Source organism: Bacillus sp. (in: firmicutes), from assembly GCA_017656295.1.
GTDB lineage: Bacteria > Bacillota > Bacilli > Bacillales > JACDOC01 > JACDOC01.
On record JACDOC010000012.1, the window covers coordinates 1 to 24,085 of the forward strand.

At 38.8% G+C, this 24,085-nt stretch carries 19 protein-coding genes; 14 read left to right on the plus strand and 5 right to left on the minus strand.

Annotated elements, in window-relative coordinates:
* Nucleotides 1–509 precede the first annotated feature (509 nt).
* The 7 genes from H0Z31_10485 to H0Z31_10515 all read left to right on the plus strand — a co-directional run bounded on the left by H0Z31_10485 (nt 510) and on the right by H0Z31_10515 (nt 7,883).
* Complete coding sequence (locus tag H0Z31_10485; GenBank protein ID MBO8177867.1) at nt 510–1,202, plus strand: DUF2306 domain-containing protein; 693 nt, start codon at nt 510–512, stop codon at nt 1,200–1,202.
* A 316-nt stretch (nt 1,203–1,518) separates the two neighbouring features.
* A complete protein-coding gene (locus H0Z31_10490; protein MBO8177868.1) occupies nt 1,519–2,889 on the plus strand; it encodes a D-serine ammonia-lyase in 1,371 nt (456 codons plus the stop codon).
* 279 nt (nt 2,890–3,168) lie between these two features.
* Nucleotides 3,169–3,954, plus strand: a complete 786-nt coding sequence (locus tag H0Z31_10495; GenBank protein MBO8177869.1) for a GNAT family N-acetyltransferase — start codon at nt 3,169–3,171, stop codon at nt 3,952–3,954.
* Nucleotides 3,955–4,210: 256 nt separating this feature from the next.
* Nucleotides 4,211–4,975 (plus strand): dioxygenase, encoded by a 765-nt coding sequence (locus H0Z31_10500; GenBank protein ID MBO8177870.1) that lies wholly within the window; start codon nt 4,211–4,213, stop codon nt 4,973–4,975.
* Nucleotides 4,976–5,008: 33 nt separating this feature from the next.
* The gene (ribD, locus tag H0Z31_10505; protein ID MBO8177871.1) at nt 5,009–6,121 is read left to right on the plus strand and encodes a bifunctional diaminohydroxyphosphoribosylaminopyrimidine deaminase/5-amino-6-(5-phosphoribosylamino)uracil reductase RibD; all 1,113 of its coding nucleotides are present in this window, start codon (nt 5,009–5,011) and stop codon (nt 6,119–6,121) included.
* 10 nt (nt 6,122–6,131) lie between these two features.
* Nucleotides 6,132–6,347, plus strand: coding sequence for a hypothetical protein (locus H0Z31_10510; protein MBO8177872.1), 216 nt, complete (start codon nt 6,132–6,134; stop codon nt 6,345–6,347).
* Between the two features lie 267 nt (nt 6,348–6,614).
* On the plus strand, nt 6,615–7,883 hold the full coding sequence (locus tag H0Z31_10515; protein MBO8177873.1) for an MFS transporter: 1,269 nt from the start codon (nt 6,615–6,617) through the stop codon (nt 7,881–7,883).
* Nucleotides 7,884–7,993: 110 nt separating this feature from the next.
* On the opposite strand, the gene H0Z31_10520 is transcribed toward H0Z31_10515, so the two are convergent.
* Both H0Z31_10520 and H0Z31_10525 read right to left on the minus strand, forming a co-directional pair.
* Complete coding sequence (locus H0Z31_10520) at nt 7,994–9,514, minus strand: potassium/proton antiporter (GenBank protein ID MBO8177874.1); 1,521 nt, start codon at nt 9,512–9,514, stop codon at nt 7,994–7,996.
* A 22-nt stretch (nt 9,515–9,536) separates the two neighbouring features.
* Nucleotides 9,537–10,094 (minus strand): tyrosine-type recombinase/integrase, encoded by a 558-nt coding sequence (locus H0Z31_10525; GenBank protein MBO8177875.1) that lies wholly within the window; start codon nt 10,092–10,094, stop codon nt 9,537–9,539.
* Between the two features lie 400 nt (nt 10,095–10,494).
* On the opposite strand from H0Z31_10525, the gene speD reads away from it, so the two are divergent.
* From speD to H0Z31_10540, 3 genes are all read left to right on the plus strand, one after another.
* On the plus strand, nt 10,495–11,829 hold the full coding sequence (speD, locus tag H0Z31_10530) for an adenosylmethionine decarboxylase (protein ID MBO8177876.1): 1,335 nt from the start codon (nt 10,495–10,497) through the stop codon (nt 11,827–11,829).
* Nucleotides 11,830–11,961: 132 nt separating this feature from the next.
* Entirely contained in the window at nt 11,962–13,059 is a 1,098-nt protein-coding gene (locus H0Z31_10535; GenBank protein ID MBO8177877.1) for a winged helix-turn-helix transcriptional regulator, read from the plus strand.
* Entirely contained in the window at nt 13,056–13,976 is a 921-nt protein-coding gene (locus H0Z31_10540; GenBank protein MBO8177878.1) for a pseudouridine-5'-phosphate glycosidase, read from the plus strand. Before H0Z31_10535 ends, H0Z31_10540 begins: the two co-directional genes overlap by 4 nt.
* 188 nt (nt 13,977–14,164) lie before the next feature.
* Here the strand turns inward: H0Z31_10540 and H0Z31_10545 are convergent, their stop codons facing one another.
* Nucleotides 14,165–14,725, minus strand: a complete 561-nt coding sequence (locus H0Z31_10545; GenBank protein MBO8177879.1) for a thioredoxin family protein — start codon at nt 14,723–14,725, stop codon at nt 14,165–14,167.
* A 425-nt stretch (nt 14,726–15,150) separates the two neighbouring features.
* Between H0Z31_10545 and H0Z31_10550 the strand changes: the two genes are divergently transcribed.
* Complete coding sequence (locus tag H0Z31_10550) at nt 15,151–16,605, plus strand: alanine:cation symporter family protein (protein MBO8177880.1); 1,455 nt, start codon at nt 15,151–15,153, stop codon at nt 16,603–16,605.
* Nucleotides 16,606–16,930: 325 nt separating this feature from the next.
* On the opposite strand, the gene H0Z31_10555 is transcribed toward H0Z31_10550, so the two are convergent.
* Together H0Z31_10555 and H0Z31_10560 are read right to left on the minus strand one after the other, a co-directional pair.
* Entirely contained in the window at nt 16,931–17,440 is a 510-nt protein-coding gene (locus tag H0Z31_10555) for a transposase (GenBank protein ID MBO8177881.1), read from the minus strand.
* Nucleotides 17,441–17,735: 295 nt separating this feature from the next.
* Nucleotides 17,736–18,602 carry an HD-GYP domain-containing protein gene (locus tag H0Z31_10560; protein MBO8177882.1) on the minus strand — a complete coding sequence of 289 codons (867 nt, stop codon included), beginning with the start codon at nt 18,600–18,602 and terminating at the stop codon, nt 17,736–17,738.
* A gap of 596 nt (nt 18,603–19,198) precedes the next feature.
* Here H0Z31_10560 and H0Z31_10565 point away from each other — a divergent pair.
* The 3 genes from H0Z31_10565 (at nt 19,199) to H0Z31_10575 (ending at nt 24,084) form a co-directional block, all read left to right on the plus strand.
* Nucleotides 19,199–20,500, plus strand: coding sequence for a PAS domain S-box protein (locus H0Z31_10565; protein MBO8177883.1), 1,302 nt, complete (start codon nt 19,199–19,201; stop codon nt 20,498–20,500).
* A gap of 152 nt (nt 20,501–20,652) precedes the next feature.
* Nucleotides 20,653–21,630, plus strand: a complete 978-nt coding sequence (gene bioB / locus H0Z31_10570; GenBank protein MBO8177884.1) for a biotin synthase BioB — start codon at nt 20,653–20,655, stop codon at nt 21,628–21,630.
* Nucleotides 21,631–21,867: 237 nt separating this feature from the next.
* The gene (locus H0Z31_10575; protein ID MBO8177885.1) at nt 21,868–24,084 is read left to right on the plus strand and encodes a PAS domain-containing protein; all 2,217 of its coding nucleotides are present in this window, start codon (nt 21,868–21,870) and stop codon (nt 24,082–24,084) included.
* Nucleotide 24,085: the final 1 nt, after the last annotated feature.

Consider the following 24,085-nt stretch of genomic DNA (forward strand, 5'->3'; position numbering starts at 1 on the left):
CCCACCCGCGAGATGTGAAAGCCAACCTGCGTTAATTTAAATCGATCTTGCGGGAAGTGCAAGCCAAGTAGCGAGAAGTACAAGCCAAGTAGCGTGAAGTGCAAGCCAAGAAGCGAGAAGTGCAAGCCAAGTAGCGGGAAGTGCAAGCCAAGAAGCGAGAAGTGCAAGCCAAGTAGCGAGAAGTGCAAGCCAAGAAGCGAGAAGTGCAAGCCAAGTAGCGAGAAGTGCAAGCCAAGAAGTGGGAAGTGCAAGCCGAGTGCCGGAAAGTGCAAGCCAAGAAGCGAGAAGTGCAAGCCGAGTGGCGGGAAGTGCAAGCCAAGTAGCGAGAAGTACAAGCCAAGTGACGTAAAATACAAGCCAATGTCAAAAAGTGAATGCCTTTCCTCTTTTTAATCAGTAGTGTGATTACATATTTGTAAAAAAATGAAATTCATATAGCGCCTAGAGGTCGGTCATTGGTACGATAGTCTTAAAAGTTCTCAATTTTTTTAAAAAGGGAGGGGCTTGCCATGGAGCTTTTTGAATGGATGAGGATTTTGCATATTATGGGCGGATTTACAGCATTATTGACGTTTTGGATTCCGGTCGTGACAAAAAAAGGGGGAACACTTCACGTTCGTTCCGGATGGGTTTACGTCATTGGAATGGTGATTGTGGCGATAACAGCGGTGTACATGGCAATCTATCGAATTATTGATCCAACTACTTCACCTGTGTTGGTCTCGTTTTCGTTATTTTTGCTGTATATATCCATTTTAAGCTCATCCACCGCTTATTATGGAATTCGTGTGTTACGATTTAAAACAAGAAAAGAACGGCATACACATGTGGGGGATTTAGGGTTCCCGATGTTATTGTTGATATCTTCGAGTGGAATGAGTATTTATGGGTATATAAAAGATTTTCCGTTGCTTACCTGGTTTCCGCTATTAGGGGTGTTTCTTAGTACTGTACAGTTACGTTATTGGCTCCATAAGCCAAAGCGAAAAATGCATTGGTGGTTTGAACACTTCAGTGGGATGTTAGGCTGTTCCATTGCGACCAATACCGCTTTCACGGTGTTTGGTGCACCGAGATTATTAAATATCGAATCAGTCAGCTTGCTATTATGGTTCTTACCGACCATCGTATTAACACCGATCATTGTCGGTCTTTCTGTTTATTATGATCGGAAATTTAGCAAAAGGAAAGTAGCGGGGTAATCGATTCGTGGAAAAAGAACTTTTTTAGGTAAGACATCGCTTCTGTTTATCAGCAGCTTTTTTGCTGTCTTCTTTCACCTTCTAACTCGTTTTAGGGTTCCTTCTCACCATGTTTTACACGCCTCGTGTTGAAAGGGAACAAAATTCACACTTATCTACTAAGCTACAGCATGCCACTGTTCATTGCTTTGTTATCTAGGGGAATTGCGTTTGTTGGGACAAAGTACTTGATCAAAAAATATCATCATTAAAGTCAGCCCATAAAAGTATAAAAGGTGCAGGACCATTAATTTTTTCGATTCTAAGAGGTGAAACTATGAACAATCCGGTTATTAAAGGTAAAATGCTCTCTCAATGGCTAGAGGAATACCCTTTACTTAAAAACATGATCCAAACGGAGGAAGTGTTTTGGACAAATCCGAAGTACGCCCCTCTGGAAGAAGCGATGAAACGAATCAGCCTAACGGAAAAAGACGTGCTGGATGCGGCGAAAAGGTTGGAACGATTTGCTCCTTATATCACGAAAGTGTATCCGGAAACAGCAAAAAATCACGGGATCATTGAGTCCCCGCTCGTTCCTATTCGAAATATGAAACGGGAATTAGAGCAGCTGTACCGTCAGGAAATTTTGGGGGAGATGTTACTAAAATGCGATAGCCATCTCGCCATTTCTGGTTCCATTAAGGCAAGAGGCGGAATTTACGAAGTGTTAAAACATGCGGAAGCGTTGGCCATGCAACATGGGTTGCTTTCGGAAGAGGATGACTATTCCATCATCGATAGTGAACGATTTAAACAAGTTTATTCGCAATATGCGATAGTTGTTGGGTCAACGGGGAACCTTGGGCTAAGCATCGGCATCATGAGTGCCCAATTAGGGTTTCAAGTGTTTGTACATATGTCGGCGGATGCGAAACAGTGGAAAAAGGACTTGTTAAGGGAAAAAGGGGTCACCGTGATTGAAAACAGTTCCGATTACAGCCGAGCGGTAGAAGAAGGACGAAAGCAAGCGGAAAAAGATCCAAAGATGTACTTTATTGATGATGAAAACTCGAAACACTTGTTTCTTGGCTATGCAGTGGCCGCGTACCGTTTGAAGAAGCAACTTGATGACATGAAGATCGTCATTGATGAAGAACATCCTCTCTTTGTGTACCTTCCGTGTGGAGTGGGCGGTGGTCCTGGTGGAGTAACATTCGGTTTAAAACTACTATTTGGGGACCATGTACATTGCTTTTTTGTCGAACCGACCCACTCACCATGTATGCTGCTTGGATTAATGACTGGTTTACACGATCGAGTGGCCGTTCAAGATTTTGGCATTGATAATCGAACCGAAGCAGACGGATTAGCTGTCGGCCGGCCATCCGGTTTTGTCGGAAAAACGCTTGAACAACTAATAAGCGGTGTCTACACAGTGTCTGATAAGCAGTTATACGCCTTACTTACAAAAATGAAGGAGACGGAGAATATCTTACTTGAACCGTCTGCTTTAGCCGGAGTTATTGGTCCAACGAACCTATTTCGCTTTGAAAGCGGCCAACAATTCGTCTTAAAAAATGGCCTTCAAGATAAAATGAAACAGGCGACTCACATCGCTTGGGCAACCGGTGGAAGCATGGTACCGAAAGAAGTGATGATAGAGTACGTACAAAAGGGGAAGGAAATTCTTAAAAATAATTTCTAATAGTCCTATTCCCATGAAAAAATTAGGTTTTTTCTCGTAAACGTGGGTTTTTTCCCATAAGATTTAGATTTTTTCCCATAAAAGTTCAATTTTTTCTCATAAATTTTGGATTTTTTCTCATAATTAATGTGTTTTGCTCTTATTCATTGAATTATTCCCTTAAGTATTTGCTTTATAGGATCATCGTAAAAAAATATATTGCCATAAAATTGATGAAATGGTATTGTTTTATAAATAAAATTTTGAATAAACAGATAAATGAAAATAGGGGGGAGAAGGATGATTCGAAAGTTGACTTCGAAAGATCACGAAGCGGTGTTTGTTTTTTTAAAAGAAGAATCTTCGATGAACCTATTTATCATAGGAGATATCGAACAGTTTGGCTATGACCCAGATTTTCAAGAACTATGGGGAGACTTCGATGAACACGGGGAATTAAAAGCGGTATTATTACGTTTCTATAATTCTTTTATTCCCTATGCGAAAGCTTCTTATGATGTGGAAGGTTTTGCTGAGATTATACGTTCGTATTCCGGTGACTTTCAGCTATCAGGTAAATCGGATGTGGTAGAGCAATTTGAACGGTTAACTGACATTCCGCTAGGGAAAAAACGTGTCATGTATTTTGCCGAATGTAAGTCGACCGAGCATGTACAAAAAGAACTACCTTATGATATTCGTTTAGCAACGATTGATGATGTCGATCGTATCATGGACCTACGAAGCCGCATTGACGAGTTTCAAATCACTCCTAGCTCACGGGACATGCTTATAAAATCTATTGAAACTAACACCGGTCGAACGTATGTGATCGAAGAGGATGGGAAAATTGTTTCCTCTGCGTCCACAGCTGCGGAAAACTCCTTCTCAGCCATGATCGTTGCCGTGTGCACCGATAAAGAATATCGCCAAAAAGGATACGCGAGCGCCATCCTGCAGCGTATCATGTCTGATCTCATTCAAGAAGGAAAATATTTATGCTTATTTTATGATAATCCAGATGCCGGTAAAATATATAAGCGACTTGGTTTTCAAGATATCGGCACGTGGACAATGTATCGATAACGAGTGGGCCATTAGCGGCTCGCTTTTTTTATCTAGATGAGGTATTAGTACTAAAGAAATTCGTAGTTGGCACATAAAAGTTCTTTATAAGCACATAGAATCTCGCATTTGGCACATAGTCTATACAAAAAGGTACATAGAAACTAAATATTGGCGCATCCATAAATATGCTGAGCATCAATCCGGCAATCACAGCATTGAAGATGGTACAATGAAAGAAAATTTTAGCTTATCGCTATAAGGAGGTTTCAATCCCATGGCTCCATCTTTGTTTGTAGCTCACGGCTCGCCGATGATTGCGATACAAGATAATGAGTATACAAAATTTTTACAAAACATAGGTAAACAGATTCAGCCAAAAGCCATTGTGATTTTCACGGCCCATTGGGAACGTGAGGTATTGACGATTTCCTCTATTGAGGGAGAATACGAAACGATCCATGATTTTTATGGATTTCCTGAAGAGTTATTCCAAGTACAATATCCGGCCAAAGGGTCAAAAGAAGTGGCAGCCCTTGTCCAACAACGATTAGAAGAACATGGAATTTCTACAACAATCGATACGAAGCGCGGACTCGATCACGGTTCATGGAGCGTATTAAAGCATTTGTATCCGGATGCCAATATTCCGGTTGTGCAAATATCCGTTCATCCGTTTTTACCACCTAAAGAGCAATATCGGATTGGCGAAGCTTTACGCGGACTAGGAGAGGAAGATATTTTAATTGTTGGAAGCGGAGCCACCGTTCATAACTTAAGATTGCTAAAATGGGGCCAACAAACACCAGAGCCATGGGCAGTGGAATTTGATGACTGGCTCATTGAGCATGTTCAAAAGAAAGATCTCGCCGCACTTTTCCGTTATGAAGAGCTCGCCCCACATGCGTCAATGGCAATCCCTCGTCCCGAACATTTTGTTCCATTATTTATCGCGATGGGAAGCGGAACGATGGACAAGCCTCAATTATTGTTTCGAGCATACGAATACGGAACATTGAGTTACGTGTGTTTTCAATTTTAAACCTAACTGGATACGAAGGAGGCGCACTCATCAGTGGCAAATCATGAATTTTACATGCAGTTAGCCATTCAAAATGCAAAAGCAATGAAAGGGCAAACCGATCCGAATCCACTGGTTGGAGCGGTAATCGTCAATGACAATCGCATCGTTGGAATTGGGGCTCACTTAAAGGCAGGAGAACCGCATGCGGAAATTCATGCGCTTAATATGGCCGGGAACCTTGCAAAAGGGAGCACGATGTATGTGACATTAGAACCTTGTTCACATTACGGTCGAACAGGTCCTTGTGCGGAAGCGGTGGTCCGTGCTGGTGTAAAACAAGTTGTTATCGCCACCCTTGACCCGAATCCGCTTGTCTCTGGGCGCGGAGTACGTATGTTAGAAGAAGCGGGTGTGGAGGTTATTGTTGGGGTGTGTGAAGAAGAAGCGAAAAGAATGAATGAAGTATTTAATAAGTACATCACTACAAAGCTTCCGTTTGTCACCCTTAAATCAGCGATGACGCTTGATGGAAAAATCGCCACCTATACTGCTGACAGTAAATGGATTACGTCAGAAAAAGCGCGAGAAGATGTGCACCAACTTCGTCATGAACATCGGGCGATTTTAGTGGGGGTAAATACGGTTTTAAAAGATAATCCACAGCTCACAACCCGCATTCCTCATGGACGAAATCCGCTACGCGTCATTCTGGATTCGACGTTAAAAATTCCGCTCGATGCCCGTGTGGTAGCTAATAACGAAGCGGAGACGTGGATTTTTACAAGCGAAGCGTATGATAAAAAGAAAAAAGAAGCACTTGAGGACCAAGGAATTCGAGTATTGGTAACGAGTCATCCGTCCCGGGTCGATGTGAAAGAAGTGGTGCGCATACTTGGAGAAGAGCAAATTTCCTCTGTTCTTGTCGAAGGAGGCGGCGAGGTGAACGCCTCGTTTTTGAACAACGGTCTTGTCGATAAAGTGGTCGTTTACGTGGCTCCGAAATTGATTGGCGGGCGCATGGCTCCAACCTTTTTCGAAGGAGAAGGAAAAGCGTTGATGAAAGAAGCCATTGAATTGACAAGCTTTACGGTAACACCAGTGGGACCGGATATAAAACTCGAAGGTTATCCTGTCTATAAAAAAGAAGAAAAATGGAATGACTAAGAAGGGCAGCATGGCGTTGTCCTTCTTTTTTTCAATGTCATTGTTGATTAGTTATTCACACGGCGGCGACTCTAGCGGGAACAAGAAGCCGCAAGACCGTTACTTGAGCGTAGCGAGGGAAGCGGCTTGCCCTAAAAAAGCGTCCGCCTGCAGAGAAATGTATAAATATCAACAGTATCGTTCAACAGACACCCATGCCAATAAAAATTGTCACATGGATGAATAAAATACAGCAAAAGTGATCCACAGTTATTTCAGGGTAGAGCATTTTTAAAAGGAAAGGAAAGGAAATGTGGAAACAATTAAATTAGGTGTGAAACGTTACGATATAGATATCGTGTTGGAAGCGAAATTAAAAGAACTGAGCGTCCCTGTGCATCATGGCCCCATTTTACGAACAGCTGTAAATAATATTATTTGAAAAAAATGAAAATTTTGTCATAAAATTTAAATCCTATGATAAAATGGGGAGGTGGAAAAAGGAGGGGATAAAGTGTCAATTTGGGAAAATCCAACATATGTTCAACTGTTTTCTGCTCGCTTATTATCCAACGCTGGGGATAGTTTGTATGCGATTGCGACGATGTGGCTCGTTCACCAGCTTGGGGGCTCGACGTTTTACACGGGACTTGCAGGATTTCTAGTCTTAATTCCGAATGCGTTGCAAATGTTTTTTGGACCAATTGTAGAGCGTTTGCCCATAAAAAAGACGTTTGTTTTGACTCAATTGGCTCAAGCAATCGTTGTTTTGTTTATTCCGATTGTGGCTCATTTCAATTGGCTAACTGTTGAGTTTCTTTTAGTTATCATGCCTTTACTAGCGCTCATGAACCAACTTGTCTTTCCGATGGAGTCCGCCCTTTTACCAGTGATTTTAGAAAAAGAACAATTAGTCAAAGGAAATATCGCATTTTCTTTTGCTTTTCACGGAATGGAACTCGTTTTTACGACAATAGCAGGCTTGCTTATTGCGACATTTGGGGCCACGACGATTTTATTGGCTGATACCGTCATCTTTTTAGCCGCTATGCTTATTTTCTCGATGTTAAAATTGCCGATTGAACGTCTTAATATGGAAAAACAAGAATCATCCTTTGGCGAGTATGGAAAACAATTAAAAGAAGGGTTACATATTGTATTTCGCTCGTTATTTTTTGTAGCTGCCCTAGGCGGATTAATTGCCAACTTTGCTTTTGGAATGGTGAATGGAGTATTGCCGGATTACGCCGATCATCGTGGGGGCGCGTCTGTCTATGGATTTTATTTAGCGGCCCTTTCATTTGGAATCTTGATAGGGACGTTATTTGCCTCAACGATTGAACGTTTCCCACTTGGTAAAGTGGCTGTGTTCTCCTATGCTGGCTCCGCGGCTCTTTGGGCAAGTGCCATTTACGTACCAAATACATATGCAAGTCTTATTTTACTCGCCTTATCTTTACTGCCAATCGGTGCGACCAATGTCGTCATGGCGGCTGTCGTTCAATCTGTCGTCCCGACGAAATATTTAGCTCGCGTGTCCACTGTTTTAGGCAGTGTATCTGTTGGAGCGATGCCACTTGGGTCCCTCATTGCTGGGGTGTTGGCATTAAAAATTGGAAGTACGCATGTGCTCGCTTCCCCAGCATTAGGACTTTTATTCATTGCATTCTTTTGGCTCCTTATTCCAAGGTTATGGAAATTACCAAAATCGAGTGAAATTCAACCAGAAGATTTCGGACTTAACATAGAAAACCCTCAATTGGACACCTCCACATCGATTTAAACATCCTTCCCATCGTGCGGAAGGATGTTATTTTTGAATCACCCCCCTCCTTTTATAATAAAAACAACCACTTACCCAACAAGATAAGTGGTTGTTATCAATCAATTTCGTTATACAGAATTAGATAAATTCTTTCTCTCCTCATCTAATTGACTGTTTTTATTCTTTTCTTGTAAAAGCTGTTTTAATTGATTTTTACTCTTTCTTGAAGTAAGGATATAGAGGAAATCTCCTGCATGAATGATGGTGTTTCCAGTAGGTGTAATGAGCTGATCTTCTCGAATAATTGCGTTGACTAAAGAACCGTCTGGAAAAGGAATATCTTGTAATGATTTGCCTACAATGGCCGAGTCGGTCTCTATCTCGTATTCAATCATTTCTGCATCTGCTTTTCCAAGCGAAATGAGCTCAAGCGAATGCATCGGAGTAGTTTTCTGTGGACCCGTTAATCCAAGTTTTTCAGCTAAATAGGTAATAGTTGTTCCTTGAATTAAGCAACTCGTCATCACAACGAAAAAAACAACATTAAAGATAAGTTGACTGTTTTCAATATGTGCCAACATAGGGAATGTGGCAAGGACAATTGGCACCGCACCTTTTAATCCTGCCCATGAAAGAAATAATAATTCTTTATTTGTATAATTCATTTTAATCGTAGAAGCAAAAACAGCTATCGGTCTAGCAATAAGCATTAAAATTGCTGAAATTAAGATACCTTTTGAGAAAATGGTCCACGTAAAGAGCTCGGATGGGAAAACAAGAAGACCTAAAATGACAAACATCAATATTTGCATCATCCATGCAAAGCCCTCTGAAAACCGAAAAATCGAATGCCGGTATGCAATTTCTGCGTTTCCAATTATGATAGCTAATACGTACACGGCAAGAAGACCACTTCCGTTCAGAAAAGCCGTGATCCCGTATGTGAGTAAAGCAAACGCAATCGCGAAAATGGGATATAGCCCACTTGAATCAAGATTAATGCGATTTAAAGCTGCAACGGCTAATTTACCGAAAAGAAAACCAACGATAAGAGCAACCCCCATTTGTACAAAGAAAGAACCAACCAACGTTAGTGCATTTGCATCGGGCATCGTAATCAATTCAATCATTGCAACTGTCAAAAAGACAGCCATCGGGTCGTTCGAGCCTGATTCTGCTTCTAATGTTCTACCAACGCGTTCATTAATATTTTGTCCCTTTAACACAGCAAACACGGCAGCTGCATCTGTAGAACCAACGATTGCACCAAACAGGATTGCTTCTAGCCATCCAAGGTCAAGAATCATCTTTGCTGCAAGTGCGACGATTCCAGATGTTAAAATAACCCCAATGGTTGCAAGAGAAAGAGAAGGAAGAATAACAGGGCGAAGCGTACTCCATTTTGTTTGAAGTCCACCCTCAAACAAAATAATAATAAGGGCAAAGACCCCTATAAGTTGGGCGGCACTTGCGTTGTCAAAATAAATAATCCCTAATATATCGCTTCCCATAACCATACCGACCACCATGAATAGAACAAGAGCAGGTACTCCTATACGAGAAGAAAATTTCGTGGTCAAGATACCAGTGATAAATAAAATAGCTGTAAGTAAAACAAATGTATCTGTATGCAAAATATCTTCAAACATGGTTGTCAACTCACTCTCTTTGTTATAAATTTACATCCAATTGGATATAAACAGGATTTTGATTTGTAATCCCTATATATTGACGCGTTTCAGAGGGAGTGGAATGTTGCAGCCTTTTTTGAATGAGTGAAATCGCAATTCCTTTTTTATACGCATGATAGCCGAATGTTTTACGAAGTGTGTGGGTACCAATTGAACCTTTCACTCCTGATAGTTTAGCTGCTTCATTAATAATTCGGTAAGCTTGCTGACGAGTAATTGGTTCATTCGTTTTTCTTGATTGAAAAAGGTAATCGGTGTAGCTGAGTAAACTTTCTTGAATATATGCTCGTAAAGAGTTACGAACATGATCGTTAAAATATACGGGTGGATCAGTGTAAACAGAGGATTGAAGGTAGTGAAGAATTTCACCTGATTCGCTCATAACGTCTTTTACATGTAAATGCAGTAAATCATTAATTCGGATACCTGTATTAATTCCAAGCAAAAATAAACAATAGTCACGCAGTGAACGTCGTTTTAAAAATGCTTTTATTGATAGAAGTTGTTTTTCATCTTTAATTGCTTCAACAGTTTTCATTGCACTTCCTCCGATGTAACATAACATAATTATATCATAGCTTTATGTTACATTAAATTTATGTTTTTACTATTCGGAAAAATAGTAATAAAAGACAAGAAGGCAAACATTCTAGTTGTGCCCCCTTCCTTATGATGAACGTAAAAAAGGGATCACCTTTTACCTCCTTCCATTTCTTAGTGTGTCCCTGTCCCCCCAAGCCCCTATCCTAAAACTAGAGTAATTTGTCCAATAAGCCACACATCTAACGGATTCACATGTCCTGACCAACGTAACATCTCCTAATTATTCCTTCCATACCTGAATTTCATAAGTGTCTAACGCTTTTTATAGACAAACATACAAGCGAATGTTAAAGATTGTACATATTTTGTGAAAAAGGCGAAAGTGGGGAACGAAGATGGATACTACGGGTCACCATTTTATTATTGAATCCTACGGTTGTTCGGAAAGTCGTTTGAACTCAGGCGAATGGTTGGAAAAAGAAATGAGCAACATAGTGAATCAAGTTGGAATGAATAAGTTATCGAGTCATTTTCATCCCTTCTATCCAGAAGGGGTAACGGGAGTCATTGTGTTAAGTACCTCTCATTTTTCCATACACACGTGGCCAGAAAAAAAGTATGCGGCACTCGATTTGTACACGTGCGGAGACACATCAACGGATCGGTTATGGAAGGCCATTGAAACATTTACTGAACAAATTGGAGCGCAATTCACTCAAGTTTACTATGTACCTAGAGGAAATAAAACTCATTCAGACCCAATTTTACGAAAACAATGGACTTCTCAAAATAAAGACAATCGATTAACTACCCAAATGGAGCATCTCCAAATGATCAAGCCAAACCAAAGTAATGAGTGGGATATAATTCAATTAAAAGAAATATTAAGCGGAGAACATCATGTCCATTATCAAGGAAAAAGTCCGTTTCAAGATATTTTTATCGTCGAAGCAAACGACCTTCGTCTTTATTTAGATTATGAGTTGCAATTTAGCTCGATCGATGAACGTTATTATCATGAAGCACTTGTTCATCCGGCGATGTCATGGAACGACAAACGAGAACGTGTCCTTATTTTAGGTGGGGGAGATGGGTTAGCTCTTAGAGAAGTATTAAAATATCCGGATGTACAACAAGTGGAGTTAGTCGATATTGATCCGGTTGTATTAGAGGCTGCTCGGACGGTTCCAGCGTTAACGAAGCAAAACAACCGAGCGTTCTTTGATTCGCGTGTCACGGTTCATGTGAAAGATGCCAATGCATTTATCGAAAAATGCCAAAAACAATATGATGTTATTATTATTGATTTTCCGGACCCTGTAGACGAAGTGATTGCCGAACTTTACACAAAAGAACTGTTCGAGAAAATCGCAAGACGACTATCAAAAACGGGTACGCTCGTCTGTCAATCCAACTCAACAGAAGATACACCAATCGTCTTTTGGAGTATTGCGAAGACGATGGAAGCGGCGGGATTATTCACATTACCATATGAACGGATTGTTCCGTCCTTTGGTATTTGGGGATTCCATTTGGCGGCCCATCAACCGTTAAAAGAAAAAATGTTTTACGTACCTGTCCCTCATCAAGCCCTCCCTGATCCAGTAACGAAACTTTTCCAGTTAACAAACCGGGCACAAAGAACCGAGCCGTATGCCGTTGTTCATACGAAAAAACAATCTCAACTTCATGACATTTATCAAAAAGAAATTCGAAACTTAAATAGGTAAGTAAGACGTCTGACAAATTTTACAAGTCAACCGTTTTTATGTATGATATAAACAATTGTTTAAAATCTAAACAATTGTTTATTTTCTATACAAATAACAGACAATTACCGTTTCAATAGGGGGGGGATGGAGTTGAACAAACGTGAAAAGCAAATTTTAGAGCATATACGAGTCAATCCGTTCATATCCCAGCAAGAATTAGCAGATTCCTTAGGAATTTCTCGTCCAGCGGTAGCTGGATATATTTCATCGTTAATGAAGCAAGGGAAAATTTTAGGTAGAGCGTATGTACTTCCAGCGGATGAACGAATCATTTGTATCGGTGGGGCCAACATTGATCGAAAAGGATATGTGGATGAGCTTCAAATGGGGACGTCAAACCCCATTCAATTTTTATCAACAACTGGAGGAGTCGCTCGAAATATTGCAGAGAATTTAGGACGACTCAATATACCTGTCTCCTTAGTTAGTACGGTTGGCCTCGATGCTGAAGGTGAGCAATTGCTTGAAGATACAGGAAAATATGTAGATACACGGTTGGTAATGCATGTTACTGGACAAAATACTGGATCGTATACCGCGATCCTTTCTCGTGACGGGGAGTTGATCACCGCATTTGCCGATATGAATGTGTATGACACGATGACCCCAAAAGTGATGGAGACCTTTCGGCAAGAGCTGTTGAATGCACGTGTAATTGTTTTAGATACGAATATATCAGCAGAGTCGATTGATTGGGTCATTCAATTTTGTCGGGAAGAAGAAAAAACATTATGTCTTGCTCCCGTGTCGTCATTGAAAATTAAAAAGTTACCTGCTCAATTACATGGTGTTAACTTTTTCATTGCCAATGAGCATGAAGCAAGAACGTACACAAATATGATGAAGGAAGACTTGGAAAGTGTTTGTGATCAACTCCTTTCGTTAGGTTGTGAGAAAGTTGTGATTACAAGGGGAAAAGATGGGGTTGTCTATAAATCAAAAGAAGAATACGGACTCATCGATGCCCCAAAGGCCGACGTTGTCGATGTGACTGGTGCTGGAGATGCCTTTATTGCCGGCTTTTTATTCGGACATTGGCAAAACCAAACGTTAAAAGAGGCTTGTCAATACGGGATGAGTTGTTCGATTATTACTCTTTCAACTAAAGAAACGGTATCGACTGAATTAAACAAACAGCGATTATTACATACTGTAAACACTTATTTTCAAAAGGAGGACGAACAATGAAGCTATCAACGTATGTTGTTTTATCAGAAGAAGTAAAAGAAGCTTTACGATCCAATCAACCAGTCGTTGCGTTAGAATCGACAATTATTTCACACGGCATGCCGTATCCACAAAATGTAGAAACGGCTCTTGAAGTCGAAGAAGTGATTCGAAAAAACGGAGCCGTACCAGCAACCATTGCCATTATTGAAGGAAAAATAAAAGTAGGTCTCACGAAAGAGGAAATCGAATTTTTAGGAACAAGCAACGACATTGAAAAAGTAAGCCGAAGAGACCTTCCGTATATTTTAGCGAAGAAAAAGCATGGAGCGACAACGGTGGCTGCAACAATGATTTGTGCGGATTTAGCTGGCATTCGAGTGTTTGCAACTGGTGGAATCGGTGGTGTGCATCGGGGAGCAGAAAAGACAATGGACATTTCCGCTGACTTACAAGAGCTGGCACAGACAAACGTGGCGGTCGTTTGTGCTGGGGCGAAGTCGATTTTAGATTTAGGTCTTACCTTAGAATATTTAGAAACCAACGGTGTACCAGTCATCGGATACGGCACCAATATATTACCAGCCTTTTATTCAAGAACAAGCCCGTATCATGTAGACTATCAATTAGACACACCAGAAGAAATAGCTGAGCTTATTCAATTGAAATGGGAATTAGGTTTACAAGGAGGATTGGTCATTGCCAACCCTGTTCCGAAAGAACATGAACTTGAAGAGTCCTATATTCATTCGATCATCAACCAAGCCCTTCAAGAAGCGGAAGAAAAGAAGATTACAGGTAAAGAAGTAACTCCATTCTTATTGGATCAAGTGAAGACATTAACAGAAGGAAAAAGTCTCGAAGCGAATATTGCGCTTGTCAAAAATAACGCCCAATTAGCTGCGTGCATAGCTAAAGCGATGGTAAAAAATAAATAAGGAATATGATTGTTAAACATACGTTTGTTTAATAAAAACGAACCTTATCTTTCAAGGAATACATCTATTAATCAAACGTTTGATTAATAGATATAAAATGATCGTAGACAAACAAATCCCCCATTTCCCATTCGATTGGTAAAGGAAATGGGGGAATTTTTATATAGAAGAACAGAGCTGGAATTCACTTATTGGTTTTTCCATTTAATGTTGCAGCCAAGGCTTGGACGTTGATTTGGATCAACTGGCTCCCCTTTTAACAATTGATCAAGGGCCTTGCGAATAGATTCACCGGTAACCGGGATGTCATTTCCAGGTCGAGAGTCGTCCAATTGACCACGATATACGCATTTTAGGTCGCCGTCAAAAATGTAGAAATCAGGAGTACATGCAGCGTCATATGCTTTCGCCACTTCTTGAGTTTCATCGAATAAATAAGGGAATGGGTAACCAAGCTCTTCGGCAACCTCTTTCATTTTTTCTGGTGAGTCATCTGGATAGTTTTCGACGTCATTAGAGTTAATTGCCACAAATGAAATTCCTTTTGGCATATAATCATTCGCTAGTCGAACAAGCTCATGTTGCACATGTTTGACGAATGGACAGTGGTTACAAATGAACATGACTACTGTTGCTACGTCCGATTTGATGTCGTTTAAGGAAACATTTTTTCCAGAAACAACATCAGGCAATGTAAACTGTGGTGCTTCTTTTCCAAGCGGAAACATATTCGATTCTGTTCGGGCCATCGGAAACAACCTCCTTAAATAATCTCATCTCTATCGTACAAAAGGTTCCTTCGAATCACAAACAAAATGGTAAAAAATGATGGGGATTGGCGTTTTGAATTTTTATACAATAATTGTAAAGGTTTTGAAATAAAATATTTTTTACTGACGGTATAGGAAAGACACTTACATGGATGATAGGATAGAAAACATGAAATGGAAAGTATTTAGAAAAATTTTATAGGTGTTGAAATAGTAAGGTTTTCCAAATATTAAAGAATGATTTCAATTATATTAAAATACGTTTATTATTCTTTTAAAAAGTACTTCTTTACAGAGGTAAAGCAAAAAAGTGTTGTATTTTATAAATTACTTGTTTTATAATTTTGATAAGTTATTTATATTTATAAATAACCAGAATTTTTTTAAAAAAGGGGGAAGTTTGCTTGGAGAACTTCGTAAATGACATAGTAGGGATTTTATGGAGCTCACCGCTCATCTATCTATGTCTCGGGGTAGGATTAGTTTTTTCCATCATGACTCGCTTTTTACAAGTAAGACACTTAAAGGACATGATTAAGCTCATGTTCCAAGGAAAAAGCTCAGACGCAGGGGTATCATCATTTCAGGCCTTGGCAATTGCTCTATCTGGACGTGTTGGTACTGGTAACATTGCTGGAACAGCAACGGCGATTGCGTTCGGGGGACCGGGAGCGGTATTCTGGATGTGGACGATCGCCTTTATCGGAGCAGCTAGTGCGTTTATCGAATCAACTCATGCACAAATTTATAAGGTTAAACAAGATGGGGAATATCGTGGAGGACCAGCCTATTATATTGAAAAAGGTTTAGGCTGGAAATGGTACGGTGTTTTATTTGCAATTTCCGCTATTTTTGCCATGAGTTTATTAATGCCAGGTATTCAATCTAATTCTATTGCTTTAGGATTAGAAAATGCTTTTGGTATTAGTCCATTTATTACCGGAATTATTCTTGTTGCTATTATCGGTATCATTATCTTTGGTGGAGTAAAACGTATTGCAACGGTTGCACAATACGTTGTTCCGTTCATGGCTGTCGGTTATATTCTTCTTTCACTTATTATCATTGCTTTAAACATTACTGAGCTACCAGCTGTTTTTGCATTAATTTTTAAAAGTGCCTTCGCTTTAGATTCTGCCTTCGGTGGTATTGTCGGTGCGGCTATTTCTTGGGGAGTAAAACGTGGAATTTACTCTAACGAAGCTGGTCAAGGTACTGGACCTCACGCAGCGGCAGCAGCCGAAGTCTCCCACCCAGCTAAACAAGGACTTGTTCAAGCATTTTCTGTCTACATCGATACATTATTAGTATGTTCCGCAACGGCGTTCATGATTTTATTTACTGGTATGTACAACGTAGAAGATCCAGATGGAAACTTCCTTCGTGAGAACTTGCCAGGTGTCGAAGCAGGTCCTGCTTACACGCAAGCCGCTATTGAAACAGTATTCCCAAGCTTCGGTGCTGGCTTTGTAGCGATTGCCTTGTTCTTCTTTGCCTTTACAACTATTATGGCATACTACTACATGGCGGAAACAAATATCGCCTATTTAACGCGTGGCCGTAACAGCAAAACACCAATGTTTGTTTTAAAAGTTGTATTACTAGCAGCAACATTCTACGGTGCTGTAAAAACAGCAAAACTTGCATGGGCACTTGGTGATATCGGCTTAGGAATCATGGTATGGCTCAACGTCATTGCCATCGTTCTTCTCGCTAAACCAGCCTTAGTGGCATTAAAAGATTACGAAGAACAGAAAAAACAAGGATTGGATCCTGTCTTTGACCCAGAAAAACTCGGAATTAAAAATGCTGATTATTGGGTAGAAGAGTACAAAGGAGAAGAAAATCGAGTTTCATAATATTATATGGAAGACGTGTGAAGGAAGAGGTTTCTTCACACGTTTTTTGTTGAGAGCGAATAGTTTTTTCCTATTCAGACAGATTTAAAGAATGGTACTGTTTCCGTTGTTGGTATTGGTATCTGGCTCAACCTTTTATATAGAACTTCGACTTAAGATCGGACTTGAACGGATGATAAAGAAGCTCGAAATATGTGGGAAAGCAACTGGATGGTCATTAAAATTCGATAGTAGTTGATTTTGGGGTAGATGGTTAAGGAAAGTAATTGGTTAGAAATTTTGGTTCTCCGTCTAATGTTGGGGTGGTAAAGAAATCAGGCCACCCCTAACCTATATGTAGACATATTCCTTTATACTGATGTCTCAATAAGATTCTTGCTCGAAATCTCTTGAAGTTTTTATATCCATAGCCGTTTCGCTTGATGACTTTTGTCGTATTATTGATTTCTTCCAAAAAGCCATTGGAATGACCATACACAAAGCTATTAAGGATTTCTACTTGCCAATTTCGAAACGTTTCTATCGCTTGTTTCATCTCTGGAATTCCTGATTCCTCTACTACTTGATAAAATGCTTCCAGCTCGGAAAAGCGTTTTCCGCAAGCACAGGCATATCGACGACGTTTATACCAAATATACGTCATCCGTTCAAACCATTTTAAATGTTGAACTTTTTGCCATCGATAATCATGAACTTTGTTGGTGAGTTGACCACAGTCAGGACAAGGGTGTGGCTTTTGCTCCATTTCCACATAGAGGAGGATTTCCCCTTTACGCTCCTCCATTTTTATCACCTGACAGTCTTTTAATCCTGGGATATTCATGATAGAATTCATAGTACACGCAACTCCATTCTTTTTACTTGTTTCTGGACAATTCAAGTATAAAAGAATGACGGGGTTGCGTGTCTTTTTTTTGACCAAAATTGTATGAAAACCCCAACATTTATTATAGAGCCTTAAAATAAAAGAAAAAGACGAGTACAAACAATTTGTACCCGTCTAATTGTTGATTATGGAAGATGTACTGGGTAATATGCTGGTGCTACTGCACCAAAAGTTGCAAGAGCAAACATCGCAGTTACCATAAATTTTGTAACGAACTTTTTCATTGCTATCCCTCCTTTCATATTTATTTTCTTAGTTTTTCAATTTCATTAATATGTTTTAAAAAGATATCTACCACATCTGGGTTATAATATTTTCCTCTGTATTTTTTAATTTCTTCTACTGCTTCATCTTGTGTTCTTCGTTTTTGATAAACCCTATCACTTGTCATTGCATCATATGAATCTACGACTGAAACAATTGAGGCCCCTAAGCTAATTTCACTTCCTTTGAGACCATGAGGATACCCAGTTCCGTCCCATCTTTCATGGTGTTGCTCAACAATAAGGGCTGCTTTGTCAATAAAAGGGTAGTTAAGTCCTTTTAAAATTTGTGATCCGTAGATTGTATGTTTTTTCATAATATTAAACTCTTCTTCTGTTAGTCTTCCAGGTTTATTTAATATTTCAAGTGGAATTTTAACTTTTCCAATGTCATGGAAAAATGAACCATAGCTAAGAATTAGTAATTCAGAAGAATCTAGACCTAACTTTTCACCAAGAAATATTGCCATATTTTTTATATTATCACAATGATGTGCAGTATATCCATCTTTTTCCTCTATTGAGATAGCCATTTTCTCCATCTCAGATGATGTATGTGCATAATGTTGAAACACAGGTCTAGAAGAAATATAAAGAAATTCAACATCAGTAAGTGATGTGAATATATACGAGTGTTCTTGATTGACATTTGTAATTGAGAATCCAGGATAAATGGTTTGTATGTTTTCTTGAACCTTTAATGACATTTCTCCACTTAACAACATAAAAAACTCTAAATACCCTTCACCATCAGGGACTATAGCCCATTTCTTCCCGGCTTCCATTTTTTCATGGATGACTTGGGTTCCGTCGCCGTCCCCAATGAGACTAATTTCAATACCGCGCATTTTGACAACTTTTATATTTGATTCATTTAAAGTCGTAATATGAAAGGAGTTTTTGTAGGATTTTTGCTCGTCCATGTAGCCACCTCATAATTTTGGCACGTTGATAAAAGAAATGTGCAAGAATAATAGTTTATCCTTATTATATTTTTTTTCAATTTTGAATTCAATTTTGGATTAGGGCAAAAATTCCAACTTCCACTTTTATTGAATAAAATTGGAATTATGAATGCAACCATATTTTTTTAAAACAATTCTAAATATCTATTTTTTAGTTAAAAATATAGTTCTAACTACCTATATAGGATAAATGCGAGAATTATTAGTTCGAAAAAATTGTCAACTATATTTTGGTTATTCTGAAAAATATTTTACCTTCTCTATCATTTTTTTACAATAATTGAAAGCTAGTATTACAAATTAGTCATAAGGATTTGTCATGTAGCATTGCTAATACATGAAGAATAAATAATCCAAATTTTACAAATGATATTAAAACAATATTTATATTAGCCCCTTTTATTAGCCCCTTTTAAAGTGGGAGATGTAAAATTGGACATACAGTTTAGGAGAGTAAAAATCGTAATAGGAGATTGGTTATGAACAAAGAAGCGCAACGAATTGCCATTCGAATTGCTGGTATATATGTAGCCATTGGAGTGATATGGATTTTACTTACGGACTATTATTCGTTTATTTTGTCGAAAGACAATATCCAATCATACATTACCTTTCAGCGATATAAAGGTTGGTTTTTTACGATGGTAACCGGGGTGTTGTTTTATTATTTAATTGAACAACGTACTCAACGATTGATTCAATCTAAGGACGAACTCGAGAAAAAAGAAAAACAGCTTCAACAAAGTACGCTTCGATATCAATCGTTATTTATTCATAATCCGAACGGTGTCATTGAATTGGATTTAATGGGAAACCTCGTTTCATTAAATCCATCGGGAGAAGACATATTTAAAATTTCAACGGAAGAAGCGAAAGGAAAAAGGATTGATCAATTCATTGACTCAAAGGAAATGGACAGAGTGAGAAACTATTTTTATGAGGTCGTAAATGGGCAGTCCATAAAGTTTGAAACGTTATTAATTAATAAGGAAGGGAACGTAAGAAACATCCGTTGTGCACTTATTCCAATCATCGTTTCCGAACAAGTATCTGGTGTGTATGGAATTATTAGCGATATTACGGAACAAAAGAAAAATGAAGAAATGATGATTATGAACGAAAAAATGTACGTCATCGGTCAACTAGCCGCGGCGGTCGCTCACGAAATACGCAATCCATTAACTTCTATTAAAGGTTTTGTTCAATTGATGCACGAAACCAAATCGTTGAATCCAGCTTATTTAGATATCATGATGTCGGAAATTGATCGGTTACATACGATTACAAGCGAGATGCTCCTATTAGGAAAAAAACAAGAAGCCCAATTAGCTCCGATCGATTTAGGGGTTCTGTTAAAACAAGTAACGGTCCTTATGGAAGCTCAAGCTCATTTAAATAATGCCGACCTTTCCTTTAAGCAACCTTTCAAAGGTGACATTACAGTATTTGGAGACTCCAATCAATTGAAGCAATTGTTTATTAACATTATTCAAAATAGCATTGAAGCGATTAAAGACAATGGGAAAATCGATATTGTTTTGGATGTTCAAGAAAGTACTGCGGTGGTAACGGTTACGGACAATGGACAAGGAATGGAGGAAGAGCGGATCAAACGACTAGGGGAACCTTTTTACTCGACGAAAGAAAAAGGGACGGGACTTGGACTAGCTGTTTGTAAAAAAATTATTGAAAGGCATGAAGGAAATATCGAATTTGATAGTGAAGTAGGCAAAGGAACAACCGTCACCGTTCGATTACCGATTCAAAAGGCTGCCGAATAGGGGAGTCTTTTTATTGTTTAGTCGTGCTGTTTGATAAAAGTGAAAATTGACATTAGGTGGGAAAGATGGTTTGATAAAAATATATGTAAACTATTTTTTCAGAGAGGTTAACAAAATATTCGGGATGGGGGAATTTTGGCATGGAAACAAACATGGTAACGACGAACTTGTGGGAACGGTTGGCGGATAAAGCATTGCAGGGGGAAGTTTTAACAAAAGAAGAAGCATTATCGGTATTAAATGCAGACGATGATGAACTTTTACCGCTTATGCAAGCAGCCTTTCGAGTTCGACAAACGTATTACGGGAAGAAAGTGAAATTAAATATGATTATTAATGCGAAAAGTGGGTTATGTCCAGAAGACTGTGGCTATTGCTCTCAATCTATCGTCTCTAATGCACCTATTCAAAAATATACGTTGTTAGATAAAGAGACATTAGTAGCTGGGGCAAAAGAAGCGCTAAACCGGAAAGCTGGGACGTATTGTATTGTCGCGAGCGGTCGGGGAGCTACTGATCGGGAAGTGGATCAAGTGGTCGAAGCGGTAAAAGAAATTAAGAAAGAGATGCCGTTAAAAATTTGTGCGTGTCTAGGAATTTTAAACGAAGAAAAAATGGCGAAGTTAAAAGAAGCTGGGGTCGACCGGTACAATCACAATTTGAATACAAGTCGGGGGCATTATTCAGAAATTACAACGACGCACACATACGATGATCGCGTAGAGACGGTGAAACATGCGAAACATGCCGGCATTTCCCCGTGTTCGGGTGTGATTGTGGGTATGGGAGAATCGAAAGAAGATATTTACGAAATGTCATTAGAACTAAAAGAATTGGATGCTGACTCGATTCCAGTCAACTTTTTAAATCCTATTGCAGGTACTCCACTGGAAAATATGAAGAAACTCAACCCAAGATATTGCTTAAAAGTGCTTGCCATGTTTAGGTTTATGCACCCAACAAAAGAGATTCGCATTTCAGGGGGTCGGGAAGTGAATTTACGATCGTTGCAAGCACTTGGACTTTATGCGGCGAATGCTATTTTTGTCGGCGATTATTTAACGACAGAGGGGCAGGCGGCAACCGTAGACCATCAAATGATTGAAGATTTAGGATTTGAAATCGAATAGTAAGAGAAAGACGACTCCGATTGGGAAGTCGTCTTTTTAACGGGATATTCTTTTTATGTGAAAATATGAATTGAAATGATTTTCTAAAAGTTGGTTTAATTTTAAAAATAATATCTGAGTAAAGTGATAGGTAAATAGAACTTTTAAAAGTAAAATTATGATAAAATACATTATTAGTAGTAAAATCGACATATAAATGACAGTTATTCTAACTTTTAAAAGGTAGGATACGATTACATGGGGAAGAATCAACCTAAATGGCAAAAAGTGTTCCTTCATAGGGTGTTACTTGTATTGTTAGTGATTATGATTTTATCGGGCATCGTTCAGTTTTTCCTCTTGCAACATCAAGTCAAAAGTGAACTGGAACATCGTTCAGAACTCATATTAAATACGATTAGCCGAGAAATCGAAAAGTCAGAGCGAGCGTCTCAACTAATTGAACATCAGATCGACTTAAACTTATATGCTTTTGCTCGAAATATTGAGCAAGAATTAAAATCCCAATCTGTAGAGGAAATGACAAATGAGCAATTAGAAAATATAAGGAAAGAACTGCAAATAGCTGGTATTACAATATTCGCGCAAAAAGGGAATGATATTGTTGGCATCAAGTCGACTGATCCTGTTGAGATTGGTTTAAGTACGAAAGCATTTCATTTTTTTACATATGCCAATGCCCTGTTAAATGAAGAACGTATCCAAGTAAACGAAGCAAGTTTTGTAGACGATCAAATGATTGTTATGCCCATTATCCAATCTACTTCTCATTCTGAGGAAAAAGTATTTTACAAGTACGGGTACTATCATCCAAAAGGGAAAGACTACATTATTTGCTTGTTTATCGAAGCGGAAGATGTAAAAAAATTTACCGATTCGATTCACCCGAATGTGACAATCGAAAAAATTTTAAATGAAGATCCTTATATTAAAGAAGTGGCTGTGTTCGATATTTCAAATCAACAAATGAATATCATTGCGGGATTGTTTCACCTAAAAAGTAAAGAAGACAGGCAAATGGTGGAACAGCGAAAAATAGGTAAAAAAATTTCCTATCTTGATTCTACCCATTCGGAAGACGTATTTAAAGTTTTTTACCCTATTCCACAAGATCGAATGATTTATGTAGCGCTTGATTATCAACGAATGAGGCAATCATTAATGATTCATTCATTCCTTATGGCAAGTACAGGAATGATTGCCCTCCTTTGTTTATACTTCTTGATTCGTCGCTTGTTCCAGCAAATATCTAATCAGATGAATAGAATTGTAGAAAAAGTGAAGCGCATTTCTAAAGGTGACTATTATTTATTGATTGACTTTGATGAACAGCCGTATGAATTTCGAGAGTTAGCCCAGTCGATTAATAAAATGTCATTAAACCTGCGCCAATCATTTGAACGAATCATTCACGAAAAGCAGTTTCGTGAAGAGATTTTATCTTCCATCCCGGTTGGTATAATTACGGTGAATCAACGGACGAATGAAATGGAAGTGAATAAGACGGCGAAGGAACTGTTAAATTTAAATGAAGAACGAATGAATCTAGTGTCACAATATCTTTATCTGGACGAAAAAAATGAAGCCATTTGGAACTGGTTTTACTCGAATGAATTTTTCCATACCCGTAAAACAAAAATTGTTCGAGGAGACGAAACGTATACGGTGCTTGTTTCCCAGACGCCATTAATGAATAAAAAAGGGGAACGCATCGGGAAAATTTTTTACTTTATTGACGTTTCGGAATTCCATCGCCTCGAGCGAAAAGTGGCTAATATGGAGAAGTTAGCAACCATTGGTGAGCTTGCAACAGGAGCAGCTCATGAAATTAAAAATCCGTTAACGGTTATTCAAGGGTTTATGACATTACTTCAGCACCAAATGTCCGATGAAGAAAACGAAAAGTATCGGATTCCTTTAATCCTTAAGGAAATTGATCGTATGAATGATATTGTAAACGATATGTTGATGCTGGCGAAACCGAAACGGTTGAATCTAGAGTATGTGTCGTTAAAACAAATTATTGATGAGATGCTCCCGCTGTTAGATGATCAAGTACAAAATCGAATTTCTATTGAGGTTGATGTCGATCCATCGATTATGATTGATGCTGATATTGACCGATTAAAACAAGTGTTTTTAAATATTATTATGAACAGTATTCAGGCCATTGAGGGTCAAGGGAAAATCGAAATTGTTGCCAAAGTCGACGATCGGTTTGTTCAAATTTTTATTAAAGATACGGGAAAAGGAATTCCGCGTGAGTGGCTCGATAAAATATTTGAACCGTTCGTTAGTACGAAAGAATACGGAACCGGCCTTGGTTTGACAATTATTCAGCGAATTATTGATAGCCATGGAGGAGATATTCAAGTAGTTGAAACTGGGCCTAGTGGTACAGTGTTTCAAATTCAATTGCCTCTTAGTCAAGATATTGTCACCGCTCAACCGTAAC